The 13,899-nt window shown below is 29.9% G+C and carries 9 protein-coding genes; all 9 read right to left on the bottom strand.

The window, feature by feature from the left end; all coding sequences use genetic code 11:
* Nucleotides 1-25: 25 nt before the first annotated feature.
* Entirely contained in the window at nt 26-1,249 is a 1,224-nt protein-coding gene (locus RCG23_RS10765; protein WP_308179692.1) for a phosphorylase family protein, read from the bottom strand.
* Entirely contained in the window at nt 1,250-1,705 is a 456-nt protein-coding gene (locus RCG23_RS10770; protein WP_308179693.1) for a response regulator, read from the bottom strand.
* Nucleotides 1,686-5,303: a hypothetical protein gene (locus tag RCG23_RS10775; protein ID WP_308179694.1), complete on the bottom strand. Its 3,618-nt coding sequence runs from the start codon at nt 5,301-5,303 to the stop codon at nt 1,686-1,688. Before RCG23_RS10775 ends, RCG23_RS10770 begins: the two co-directional genes overlap by 20 nt.
* A 1,192-nt stretch (nt 5,304-6,495) precedes the next feature.
* Nucleotides 6,496-6,960, bottom strand: coding sequence for a CBO0543 family protein (locus RCG23_RS25965; protein WP_374049850.1), 465 nt, complete (start codon nt 6,958-6,960; stop codon nt 6,496-6,498).
* A gap of 76 nt (nt 6,961-7,036) precedes the next feature.
* Nucleotides 7,037-8,791 carry a UvrD-helicase domain-containing protein gene (locus tag RCG23_RS10780; protein WP_308179695.1) on the bottom strand — a complete coding sequence of 585 codons (1,755 nt, stop codon included), beginning with the start codon at nt 8,789-8,791 and terminating at the stop codon, nt 7,037-7,039.
* Nucleotides 8,781-10,781, bottom strand: a complete 2,001-nt coding sequence (locus RCG23_RS10785) for an ATP-dependent nuclease (RefSeq protein ID WP_308179696.1) — start codon at nt 10,779-10,781, stop codon at nt 8,781-8,783. Before RCG23_RS10785 ends, RCG23_RS10780 begins: the two co-directional genes overlap by 11 nt.
* Before the next feature lie 90 nt (nt 10,782-10,871).
* Entirely contained in the window at nt 10,872-11,804 is a 933-nt protein-coding gene (locus RCG23_RS10790; RefSeq protein WP_308179697.1) for an AlbA family DNA-binding domain-containing protein, read from the bottom strand.
* Nucleotides 11,805-11,961: 157 nt separating this feature from the next.
* Nucleotides 11,962-12,552, bottom strand: a complete 591-nt coding sequence (locus tag RCG23_RS10795; RefSeq protein ID WP_308180031.1) for a TnsD family Tn7-like transposition protein — start codon at nt 12,550-12,552, stop codon at nt 11,962-11,964.
* Complete coding sequence (locus RCG23_RS10800; protein WP_308179698.1) at nt 12,537-13,886, bottom strand: TnsD family Tn7-like transposition protein; 1,350 nt, start codon at nt 13,884-13,886, stop codon at nt 12,537-12,539. Before RCG23_RS10800 ends, RCG23_RS10795 begins: the two co-directional genes overlap by 16 nt.
* Between the last annotated feature and the right edge of the window lie 13 nt (nt 13,887-13,899).

Below are 13,899 nucleotides of genomic sequence, written 5' to 3' on the forward strand. Positions count from 1 at the left end.
ATAATTCCTCCAACATAATAAAATCTTATATTTCTTCATTTATTAAATATAATAGAAATCTAGCACTAGAATAAGCAGCAAACTCCTGATATTGATCACCCTTTAGTTCGTCACCAAAATCACTAATCGATTTACAAATAATTACTTCTGGCTTGGGACTGTATGCATTTTCTGCTGCATATAACACTCCATAGGACTCCATATCAATCCCTTTTATTTTCCGATTAAAAGGTGCTATGAATTCTTCAATCAATTTTTGATTTTGGACTACTATTGACCCACAGGCCATCGGACCACGAATGGTACTCAATTTAGTATCCGGCTTTTTATTTGGCCAACTATCTTTAATTTCATCTAATATTGATGAAAAGTTTCTATTTAGCAATTCTTTTACTTTTGAAGAAATAGATAAGTATTTGGGGTCTGGTTGGAAAGCATATCCTTCTTGGGAAGTTAATGACCCTTGTTTACTAGGTGTTATTTTGCCACTAGTGTAATCCCAAATTTCTGTAGGCAAAATAATATCTCCATAGTTTCCTTCACCCTTAACACCTGCAGCTATTCCTACCATAGCGATAACTTTAGGTTTGAAGTTTTTGATTATCTTTGTTGCCAACACTCCTGCAGCAGTCATACCCATTTGATGCTGGGTTGCAAAGACAATTTTTTTATCACATGATTCATCTATAGAACCAGTAAAATAATAGGTGTTGTCGCCATTTATTTTCATTTCTCGTACGTTAATGAATAAATTAGTTAATTGAGTATGTTCAACTTGAACTGCTGTAATAATTGCTATGTCATAATCGTATTCTTTAAGCGATGTTTCGTTAGCATCTGCTGTAGATATTAATTGATACTGAATTCTATTGAATAACTTTTCTCCCCATTCATTTGAAAGTGAATCAAATTTTATTATTGTAAATAAACCTAACTCTATTTCTGATTTATATTTTTCTATCAAGTCATCATACGATGATAAAATAATAATTTCTCTAGGTTTTTTTAATATTTTTCCCCGTTGTATTTCTTTATATAAATTATACCCCGCATAATCTTCAGGATGCTCCCCCTTATCAAAAGGTAAATTTATATCCAAAACTAATAAATCAAAAGTATATTTAGCTAATTTTTCCTTACCTTCGAATATATTATTGCATGAACTGATTTCTATTTCTGGATATACACCAATCACTTTGATTATCAACTCTAGTTTAATTGGATCATCCTCAATTATTAAAACTTTCATTTAATTACCTCTTACTAATCTGATTTTGTCATATAGCTCGTCCTTCCAAGACATTTGAGAGGAGTTGAAAAAGATCATTCCATTATAAAAGTTTTTAAATTCTTTATTCAAAGTATCGTCAAGTGAAAATCTGTCCATCATACCTTCACCAAAATGATCAAATGATGTTACTATACTGGTAGGTATCATTAATTTACGTCTATTCATTTCCTTAAGAATATCCCACCCTGCAAAAGTTTCAAATTCTTCATTTACATCTCCTATATCTGGATCATACCTTGGCATACTCATATCGAGAATGATCATTTCAAAATAATCTTTTTTTCCAATAATTTCAATAAGTCCACTTTGCCAAGAGTGCCTCCTAGTGAATTCAAACTCTATTGGTAGTTCATTTAAATAATCGAGTATTGTATTCGCTTTTATATCATCATCTTCAATAAATAATATTTTCAAGTGTGGCCTCTCCTTTCTCTGCTTTAATATTTAGAATATTCAGGTAAATATCAACATTAAAATAATTATCATCATTAATGTAATATTCTTGATAACTACTCACTTTTAAATTGTGTTTTAGAATATAGTAAATCTTAGTTAATCCAGTACCTCCTTCTTCCGAAATCAGGCTATTAGATCGTTTTGTATCTAGAGCAGCCTCTAACTTTTCATCAATAATCATTCTAATTTCCTCATTATTTTTTTCTGATGATAAAGAATTTTTAATTGAAACTTTTAAATATTCACCTCTGTCAGTAAAAAATAATTCTTTGAAATTCTTATCATAAAGACTTGCTTCTAGAGAATCAGCGTTTAATTTTTCTTCAATATATTGTTGTTCAATATGAGAAATCTCTGTAGAAATAGTAAGTTCTTCTAAAGAGTTATGCCCACAATGCTCATTTGCGTTTGAATATAACATATTAAATATGTCAACTAGATAATTAAAATATTCGCCTTTGAGGATTAAATTTACATCAATCTTTTCTATAAAGTTAATCTTTTCACAGTCCTTGTTGGATTTCTTGATAATTTCTAAATTAGTATCAATTAGTTCTTGGAATGAAAAATCATGAAATTCATTAGTTCTTCTTACCACAAACCAATTGCTAATTTCATTTAAGTCTGTTTTTATCCCAACCTTACTTAGGTTAATATCTTTATGTAAAATGCTTATGAGAATATCTAGTTCATCATTTTCACCTCTTATTTCCTCTAATTTACGTCCTAGTAATTCTAGATTTTCAACAAAGAATTCAAACACTTCATTCATCAATTTTTTTTGAATTATAGACAAATTATTCTCTGTAATCTCCCAAAAATAGTCAGTCAATACCCTATAAAAGCTATCATAATCTGTTATATCTTTAAATTCACTATACAGATATAATAGAGCATCTCCCTCTAATAAATCGTAACTAAACATGCCTGTGGGATGTTTCCTATCTTTTATTCTAAGCCAGTCCTTAATTTCATCAAGTTTAGTTACAATATTATGAGAAAAATCATTTAATAATTTCCTAATTTTATTGATATCATCCCGATTCTCAAAATTGGTATGTGTAACCAAGTCTTTTTCTCTATCTTTATGAATAATATACTCTTTTGCCTCATTATTTTGTTTTAAAGATAATAATTTATAATTCTTAAAAGTTTTGGTGATTGTATTTTCTAATAAACCATGTCTAATTCTAGAACTTAGGAACTTCCCAAGACCATATTTTGAATTAAAAAGAACTTCATTACGAAAATCATCAACAATATCCTTAAAAATTAAATATCTATACTTTCGTTCAGGATTAGATTTAAATTCTGATATTACTTCTTCATTGAATTGACTTGAGATTGCATGAATTTCTTGTTTTAAATCATAAAATTTCAAATTTGCATCTAAACCTTCTAATAACATGTATTTTAAGAATCTCTCTAAATAAATTAGACGAAATTCTTTTAAAATACTTTCTATATCTACATAAATTTTTGTTTCATCAATAGATTTGATTCTCTTCTGTATACTTTGAATTTTATTTATTTCTTTAATTTCTTTTATGTAAATCGGACTTTTTTTATAACCACTATTAATTAAATAATCCAGGGCAAATACTCTTTCTTTACTCCTAGCTTCAGGGTTTAAATAAATAAAATGTTTCATAACAGATTTAGTATATATTTCAGATAGAATAAATTTTAATAATTCTCTTTCTTCATCTTCCAGGTCTAATACTACGATTTCAGATAATAAATTTTTGCCTTTACTTTCAATATAAGAGATTAGAGCACTGTAAATTCCAAATGAATTATTTTCATCCACAAGATAAACAAAAATAACAAATTTCAAATCTATTAATTCTATATCTTGGAGTTTATTAAATAATGTCTTTTTGTCCATACGTATAATCAAATTTTTATTTATCATACAGGAGTCAACTAACAATCCCATTGCTTCTAAGTACCTATCTTCCATCATTAACTCTTTAAATAATTGTAATGCTAACTTTTCATAATTGTAGAAAAATGAATTATTATAGTCGCCATTTTGGATTAAATTCTCTATGAGACCTTTGAAAGATGTTATGCGATCATTATTCTGTTTATTTTTTGATTGATAGTATTTTAACCTTAGATTTGGAATTGAGGAATGTGAATTATCTTCAATTAAGCTTAATGTATTAATATATCCTAACTTCTTATATATAGTTTTCTTCACTTTACTCTGAATATCATCTTCGATAAAAAAACGAATTGGAGAAAAAATATGTGTATATAAATCAGCAACTTTAATAGAAAAATTATATAAATCTTCTTGAAATTGAAACATATATTCTAAATAAAAATGTTCTATTTCGTACCTTAACGGTATATCTCCAAAAGCTTTAGAAATAGTTAAGAGATTTAATAAGTTTTTTTGTGTTTCATTACAAGAAAAGATTTCAATTAATGGCTTAATAATACTGTCCACGACAATGTGGTTTTTAAAAGACAGTTCATTAAAATCACTATTTGATAAAATGACTGATTTAGCCACAATTTTCATTAGAGGAAAATTCAATCCGAAATTTCCTTCATATTTTTCTATTTTATTTATGCATCCTACATAATCTCCCAGTGTGTAATCTTCTATTATTTCCTCAAAAAAAATATTTTCATCCATATTTTGAATATAGATTTCAGTTTTCTCTTCCGTTTCAGCCAATATTTTTGAGATTCTATAGTCGGAAATATTTAATTTTTTCACTAGTGTTACAACAGTATCTCTTAAATACGTTTCAAAATTATTAGAAGAAATAACAATTATGCAAGATTTTATAAAATTTTCGTATAAATCTATTACTGGTAAAGTCGCTGATAATGAAAGGGCTTGTTTTAAATTATCTTCAGTGAATTTACCCAGATTATTAAAAAGTTTAAATTCTATAAAGTTTTTATAAATTCTTCCTTGAAAATTTTGAGGCAAAGCATTTATGTAGCTATTTATCTTATGTTCAAAACTTGTAAAACTGGTTGATAGCTCAGTTTTAATGTTGTAAAAATCTCCAAATAAAGCAACTAGGTAACTTTCAGTATTCTCAAAAAACTCCGCAAGCTTCTTTGTCTTATCTTCTAAACCAGACATAAGCTCTGTACATAATAATGTTTGTTCCATTCCCCAAAGAGAATATGTAATTTGGTCAATATTATTTAAAATATCCAAAGACTTTTGATAATCGCCCTTCATTTGATGTTGAATATATGAGTTTTTCATAGAAATATAATCATTAATTTCCTGCTGATAAAACTCCAAAATTATGGTAATCCATTCTAAATGATTAACCAAGGAGCTTTCATCATGATATGGTATATATTTAGTTGTATTTACTTTAGAAAAATCCTTTGCAATCATTCCTTTAAATAAAAATGAATATCCTGGAATATACTTATTTTTTATTCGGCTAATAATTCTGGATTTTTCGATATATGTTTCTCCGAAATATTTTACGTTACCTAAGGCAATTCCAGGTTTTCTGTATTGTTTAAGCAATTCTTTTTCAAAACTAGAGTTTTGTTTATTTTTTTTCATATGTAATTTATCTTCCTATTCTAATAAATTTAAATACTTCTTTAGCTTTTCGTTTTGCAAGCTCCTTAACTACTTCAACTGGTGTCTTTTCTGCATCCAAACTTTAAAAAGACGAAAAACCTTATTTTTACTAATACTTCTTTGTTAGATCTATTTCCAGATTAATTATTTAAAATCGAGCATTTTTACATTCTATTAGCTTAAAAATGGAAGGTTATTCAAATTTATTATGGAGTATCTAGTAAAATTTGTGAACTGTAATATAGTATTTAATAGTAAAACTTTTTATCTAACAAATTTTTAATAACTTATATTTACGGTATCCATCACTTAAGGTTATCTTTAAAATTCACTATCTATTAAAATGAAATATTAAGAAAAAGTATTTAAAAAGCATCCTACATAAGTATTTTGGATGCCTTTAATAGATATGAAAGTATTTATAAGGTCATGATGTAACTCAATAAAAAAAAGTATCCCCAGACTAACGGCAAAGTTTCTCTAAAAGAGTTCCCACGTTTAAGTATTTAGCGACTATGAGTCTTGGCGTGAACTAATGAAGAAAATGAAATCAATTATGAAATTAATTTAAAACCCGCAAGAGTATTAGTAGGAATGGCCAGAAAGAATGATACCTATCGTCCTGAGAAGATACAACCAATTAAGTTGATGGATGTCTAGTGTTAAATTAAAATTAAAAAATCACTTTAAGATTAATACCTTTCGAATATTGGCTTATTCGTAGATTTCAAAAAAAGTGTGAGAACCGGATTTATTGAGTACAAGGGCTTTGACATGTTCCTTTAGAAAGATCGGCCTCTTACCACTTGGATAGGTATGACGAAGGAATGAGAGAGCAATTGACCCGTTGAGACATGGGAGCGAAAACCTCCAGGGGTAGCGTGGAGAATACGTACATTATCTGGAAACCAATGGAGTAATTATAGATTCCTTTATTTAAGGACACCTTCATTCAGCCTTCATGTCTAAATCTCACGCAATCAATCTCTTATAGTTCTTTCAAGTGTTTTGAAATCCTGCGAATTAGTGAGTATTCGTGAGATAATTATATTTTACTGAGGGAGCACAATAAGAAAACGGGATCGCCGCAGCCATCCCATCTTTAACATAAGCACCCGTTAGTGTAAGTGAATTGATTCACAAGATAAGCTTTAAGGTATTCGTTAAGTTATTACAAAGTATCAAATGATTTAGCCTTACTAATTCGATCAGCAATTAAATAAATAATAATATATATTGGAAAGGAATAAAAAACACTCCATTTTACAGTAGTATAAAATCCAATCCATTCAAATACGGGTTCACTTATAAAAGAAGTAAGTGAGGAATAAATAACAGCCTTAAAAAAGGGATTTAAAGTTGGTTTAAATTGTAGCCAAAGCATAAGAGTTACAGGTATTAAAGTAAAGTCCCAAGGTAAAAACGCTGGAATGGTAGGCAATACTCTCCCAGAATAATGCCAAAGCCCAAATACTAGTCCTAAAAAATCAAGCCAAGGAATGATTGATAAGGCTACTGAAAGCCAAAATTCCCAGTGCCATAACGTATGCTCTTTCCAATGGTTGACATAGTCTACTTCTACTTGATGAATTCTTTGAAAAAATTTATCTGAACTTATTATTTCTTTTTTACTGATTAATGTTCACTTTTCCCTATACTGCCTAACAATTTTAAAAAACTTACTTTATTTCCGTCAGTTCATCCCATACACTTCAACTTCCCTGTAAACCCTTTATTATCCAATCTACTTTCATTTTATCACGTACTTCTTCAGTACAAAGGTCCTTGTGGAGTGCATACACAAAAAGATGTGTAACCCTACTAATTGCTACATATAATAAATTATGATCTGTGTATTGATAACTAATATCACTAAGAATCCCGTATCTATGAAAAAGTATGTCCGTGAGAGGACCATCATCAAAATTAACAAGTAGGGCTGAACGTAAGGTTTCACCCTTTACAGAATGTATAGTAAAAACATCATCTTCTGTAAGTTCAATTCCATTTACTCCTCTACTATCCGAACAATTTAATATATTGTCAATTTCACGAAATATTGAGTTTGTAATATTAATTCTTGCTACTCCTTTTTCTTGTAGTAGATCATTTATAAACACCTTTAGTCGTTGCTTTCTTTCATCAGCAATCCCTAATTTTAAGAAGTCTAATAATAGTTTGTTTAACTCCATGATTCTCTCATGGTTTTTAACCCATTTTTTCAATTCAGAAAAGCTTTCATCGTCGTTTCTAATTTTTTTACACACAAATTCGATTACTAAACGTTTTAACTGAACACTAATCGTTTCTAGCTCCTTAGATCTTTTATTACCATACGTTATTCCTGGCTTTATTCTAGGCGTCCATCTCTTATTCCAAACTAATACTTTATCGCTCTTTTTATTGTCTTTAAAAGTCTGAGACTGAAGTTCATACTCTTTAATAATCCTTTTATATGCTGTATATATTTGATTCTCCTCTTCATACAATAGAATAATTGGAGCAAAAGAAACTTTATCTTCAGGTGTTTGAATATCTACGGTAGGCATTATTATATTCAAAGGTTTTGAGATTTCTTTCCCAAAGCGATTTGTTAAATTTAATTTAAAAACCTGATTCTCAACAATTTCAGGCATAGGTTGGCCATACATGATTGTTTGATAAGGATCTCCAATTATTTGCAATATATTATTTTCTGAATCAAATATTCTTCTCAATAATTCAATTCCTATAGGGGTTGTATCTTGAAATTCGTCGATAAATATATATTTAAACCGATTCCTTAGCATCTCGCTATAATGGGAATTAGTTAAAAATAAATTGGAAAACATAAACGTGTCATCGTACTGTAAAAAACCTTGCTTTTTACGGGAATGTTTTGCTTGTAAAGCATCAGCCCTATATCTTTCAAACTTATCCCATCCACTAGTATTTTCTATATCTATACAGCCCCGCGAACTATCGAAGAAAAGAGTGCTTTCTTGAATTTTCTCTGCAATAAATGCCCTTGCACCATCCTGCATAAAAGAATATCTTCTCATTAGGAATTTTTTATAAAACTCTAAATCATTAGAGGATTCTTCATCAAAAAATAAAGTATTATGATTGTACTCTTTTTTAAAAAATGGCAGCACACAATACCTATTAAAAAACTCATGTAATGTACCAATAAAATGTGGATGGGAGATACTTGCGATACCCGCTTTTTGAAGTGTAGTATGGATCTCATTAATAGCTACATTTGTATATGTAATAATACAAACGCCTTCTTTACTCCCAATTTTTTTTAGATATCTTAGTAGCAATACTATTTTTGCAGCTAATGCAGTTGTTTTTCCTGCACCTGGCCCCGCTACAATCGTTTTTGTCTCGAACAATTCAATAAACTCTCTTTGCAAACTATTAAATCTTCCATCACCCAATAAAATTTTCTCAATTAGTTCATATTCTACATCATCAAACTGCAACGTTCTCTCCTCCTGTTACATGTTTGATTGCATCTATTAGATGCTTCAACACTTGATCTTGTAATAACCTTTCTTTTAAACTTTGTTTATTATCTATGAGGAATTTTGCAAATTGTTGAGCTACTATAGACTTAGAAACTTCCTTTTTCAATAAAAAAGAGTAAACATTTGTGGCTCTTTCAACTGGACCTACTATCGCTTCCCAAATTTTCTTTTGTTCCTGTCTGTTTGATGCTTGAATGTAGTGACACTTTAATAAAGTATCTTCAAATTCTTCCCTTAAACTACTATGTGCTATAGAGTGCTCTAAAGTCCATGGTTGAGATATATATACTTTTGTTTCTTCCATATTGTTGAAGTATCTTTCTTTAATTTCATTCTCTTTTACTATTTTACATTCATTAAAATTTGGGTCTACAGATTGCAACAATGATTCTATACTTTTAGCTATTTCTTCAAACATTTTTTTCTGTTCAACCCCTGAAAATTCCTCTCTTACTTTTTCACCATAAATTGTTTTAGATTTACTTATTAAATCCTTCATTTGAACATATATGTTTTCTTCTAATTGACTTTTTAATTGTTCACTTTCATAAATGTCAGCGATTTTCCTATTTAATCCGCTATCCACTTTTAAATAACAAGGTTCTTCATAATACTCGACTGGTTTTAAATCTAAATCGGTTATTATAGAAACTGGAAAATTCATTGGCTTATTAACATCATCTCTAATAAAGATGGATGAATATCGTTTAAATGCCAAATTGCCAACGTTTATAATTGAAACACCATATTTATGTAAGGGTCGGTCAATGATCTCTGCAATGGAAGGTAATAATAAGTTCTCTGCATCACCTTCTACAAAGATAACGCCTCTAGCAAAAAATAAATTAGCTTTAGTTGCATCTAAAAACCTTTCTAAAAATTCATAGTCATCTGCTTCCAATTTTGTTTGGCCTTTATTCATTGGAAAAGCTTGTTGATTGAAAATAAGAATAATATTTTCTAAGGATATCGAAGCTACTAACACTGGGCTATGGGATGTGAAAATATATTGCATACCTGTTTCATCAGCATTCTTTTCAAAGTGTTTAATAACTCGAAGTTGTGCTTGTGGATGTATATGTGCCTCTATCTCTTCTATCAAAGCAATTTTGGGTCCCACTTCTGTTTCACTTAGCAATAATAATTCAACAGCCATAAATAATAGGTTGGAGCTTCCTAAGCCTGTTCCAATCTCTCCTAAGTTCAATTCTAGTTTTCTTAAAATCTCTGAGAAACTCATTTCCCTATTTTTTATTTCAGGTTCCTTTTTATTATTTTCCTCAAAGAATTCATTAACAGTTAGTCTAATTTTACTCAACACCGGTTCATTTAGTACTCTCTTTAATTCATCAAAAGCGTTTGTAAAACTATCAACAATCTGTTGCTTTTCTGTGCTATCATCTGTAAAATCACTTAAGCTTTTTACTACTTGAGCTACACGAGAACGTGTACCTGGGCTTAATTCAGTTGTAGCATCTCGTAATGGCTTAAGATATGTCACTGCTAATAATTGTCGAACAGTATCTTCCATACCAACTTCTAAATTTTCCGGACCTGCTTTTACACTTCTTTTAATTTTCTTCTGTTTATTAATATCTTCATAAATCTCTGCTTCCAATACAATGCGAAGTTCAGAAGTTTGTGATTGAAGCGATAACCATTCATAAAAATATGCTTCTTCTAGTGGACTTAACTTTTTAAATATACATTCAATTTTTAATGAGGTATTATCTTTATTAAAATCTTGTTCTGTCACCCAATTAATATCGTGACTGTTTGTTCCAAGAATTATTTTGATGGCATCGATAATTGCAGTTTTTCCTGAATCATTTTCACCAACTAAAATATTTAACCCTTCCTTAAATTCAACTTCAATCCCAGGATTTCCATCTTCACCAACAGAAAATTTTCTCCAGTTCCATAATTTCAAACTATGTAGATACATCTCTTATCCCTTCTTACTACTAAAGAATTTGTATTTAATACTATTTTCCTAGATAATAATTAACAATTTTTTGAACCTTGTAATAAGATATTAAAATTTCATTTTATGTGTCCGAAACTTATGAGGAATCCCTTTTTGTTTTTTCACCTTCCAAAGAAAATCACCATTTACAAGCACATTTCCTTGTTCTATTGTTGTTGAGTATTGGTTTCCACGTGCATCAAATAGTAAAAGTTCAAATCGGCAGTTATAGTTTCCAACACCGTATTCATCAATATCTAATCGTAAAGGATCAGATGAACTGAAACCAACAAATAATTTACCAACTATTTCTGATTTGGGCTGTATTCCTATTTTAAAATCAGCTCCAACCACTCTATCTATACCAAATACGGGATGGTGAGATAATTTTTTACCATCCTTATTGTGTATGTTCATATAACCTGCAGTGATTGTAATTGGGTTCTCGGTGGTATTTGCTAATAGTACGTCTATCGATGCACAACCATCCAAATCATGTACAGCATAAAGGGTTTGTTCAAGAAATTTAACTTCAATTAACCCATTATTCTGATACATAAAATCAAAATCACTCCGTTTTGCTACAGAGTTTGAACTCCCCTTACGAATTAAGCATAGACCTTCATTTAATTTATTGTATTTTCGTTTAAGCATATAAGGTTTATTATTTGTATTATAAATTCTAAAAACCCCGAGAAGAGTCCCTTCATATTCATATTTGAAATAATCAAACTGTATATCGGGCTCAATATTACTCAAAATAACCTGGATATAATTTGATGAATCAACAAATTCCTCAAGAGTAATCCCCTTTATTTCTTTTCCTTCCGGCCTATCCTTAACCCCAGTGATAATGAATTTGTCTCCTTCATGACGTGAATTTGCCATTGCCATAATGTCAGCAATTAGATCCATATGCTTGTCTTTCGAATATTGTTTTTCTTTAAAGTCTAGATAGTCACATTCATATCCATGCTTTATCAATTCTTCAATCTTTTCCATAAATTTTCTCCTTAAGCAGATTGACATAAATTATTAATTCGACAAATCTCACCATTTTCCTATATTTACCTTAGAAAATTTAGTGAATTCTTAATGCAATATTAAACTCAGTTTTAAATGTAAATGCAAAAAGGACCCATACTGGTCCTTTCCTACCTCAAAAAATAATGTTTTCATTTTTACAATCTTTATAAATCTCTTCATGAATATGAGTTCTAAGCTTTTCTGCAGAATGCGTTTTTAAACCCGCTGCACGAACTACTTCCCATTCTTTTATAGATGATTTTGTTTTGTTAAACCCTCTAATGACATTCTTTATCCTTCTTATTTGAAATTGCTCAACTGATTCAATGCTTTGATTAAGTAATTCCTTTGTTTTTGGAAGTTGTTCCAACCCTTTACTTAGTGAGGCCAGCTTACCTAACCTACGGCCAATTTCATTTTTGGTTACTCTAATTAACTTATATTTTTCAGATAAAATGCTTGTAACAATTAATTCTACCTGTTTGGCCATTTCCTGATCTCTTTTCTCCCAGTTAATCCTTGTGATACCCTTATCAGAAGTGACTTTTTTAGTAGAAGGAGTATTATTTTTAAACCATTCTTTGTCATTCCGATATAGCCAGATATACACTTTTGAATTTATAGAGCGTAATTCAGTAATGGATTTATCTTTACTGTTTTTAAGGAGTAAGACCCATTCCTCTCTATATTTTTGCTTTTTCTCGATATTTACAGAAGAAGATATTTTTTGGGGTCTTCAACATTTGATATCATCATCCTCTTTACTGTCATAGGGTCTACTCCAAGTATTTCAGCCATCTTTCGTAAAGATAATCCCTTTTGTGAAAGGTCGGCTAACTTTTCTTTCCATACACAACCAAACTCTTTGATCCTCCCAATTTTGAATTGGTCTTCATTTGTTTTGTCTGGCCCTTTTCTAGAAAAAACAAATCCACACGAACATGAAAATGTTCCAATAGGTAGACCCGTTTTATAATCCCTTGTTATAACACAAGAAGTCAGGATAGGTTTATGAAAATGGTCCGCAGCTTTATTTAGACAAATCCAAGGTCCGTTCCCAAAGGGCTTATAAGATGTCGAACCGATTTGACTAACCATTGTTGAGATATTTTCTCCTAGAAATTCCAAAAACAAAATGTGTCTTAAGGGATGGCAACTTACCCTTGGCTTTCTAAGTAACTTATGTAACCATGTATCATTTTCATCAGGATAGATATAACTTTCTAGAGTATCTAATAACTGTTTTCCATAGTACTCATTAAACTTTGGAATCAACTGCTTCCATCGGATTCTGCCTTCTAAAGTTACTAATTGTTGCTTATTCAATTTAGATATATAAAAATTTTTTAAGTTCTCCAAACCTAGTGGCTGAATACTATTGTTGAGCAAGTAATCCGTTTGTTCTGCTACATACAGAAAATGCTTAAACTCAATCTTAAGATTGGTATCTAGACTGATTAAATCAGAATCCCTTATACTATCTTCTAAAGATATATATTCATGTTTATGCTTTCTTTCAGTGAATGGATTCGATGACTCAATAAGCCATGTATTATGAATTGGACAAACTTTTACTCCTTCAATCTGATGTGTCCTATGCCAGTAACATTCACCTTGGGTTTGTTTTTCTTCATCAACACACAATATGCAATATTTTAATTTTTTTTCATTTTTAACAGTACTTGCGGTTCTACCAGAGCTCATAAATATGTTTGTTCCGTCTTCATTTTTCATAATTAATCTGAGTTTATTTTCACGATCATTAGTTATAAAAGGGGAATAGTAAGGAAGCAGGGTATGATTGTTTATAAAATAATCGGAGGAATATGCATTGGGGGATGGTAGGCTTTCACATAGTTTTTCTAGATTTGTAGGAAATATTGTCGATGCACAAGTTGTAGAAGAATCAAATAAATCGAACATAAAGTGTTTTTTGTTTACATCACCTGAATATTGGTAAAATCTTGCTAACACGCTAAATAGTAATTCATCTTTGTAAAGATTAGGGAAGAAAATCATTGCTGTTACTCCATTCTTTTTCTCCCCATTATTACCCATTTAGTTAATTATC

Origin of the sequence: Neobacillus sp. PS3-34, from assembly GCF_030915465.1 — a bacterium.
Lineage (GTDB): Bacteria > Bacillota > Bacilli > Bacillales > Cytobacillaceae > Neobacillus_A.

Bases quoted from the DNA above. Each gene is read 5' to 3' on its own strand.
- RCG23_RS10765 (WP_308179692.1), bottom strand. From the start codon at position 1,249: ATGAAAGTTTTAATAATTGAGGATGATCCAATTAAACTAGAGTTGATA.
- RCG23_RS10775 (WP_308179694.1), bottom strand. From the start codon at position 5,303: ATGAAAAAAAATAAACAAAACTCTAGTTTTGAAAAAGAATTGCTTAAA.
- RCG23_RS10785 (WP_308179696.1), bottom strand. From the start codon at position 10,781: ATGTATCTACATAGTTTGAAATTATGGAACTGGAGAAAATTTTCTGTT.
- RCG23_RS10790 (WP_308179697.1), bottom strand. From the start codon at position 11,804: ATGGAAAAGATTGAAGAATTGATAAAGCATGGATATGAATGTGACTAT.
- RCG23_RS10800 (WP_308179698.1), bottom strand. From the start codon at position 13,886: ATGGGTAATAATGGGGAGAAAAAGAATGGAGTAACAGCAATGATTTTC.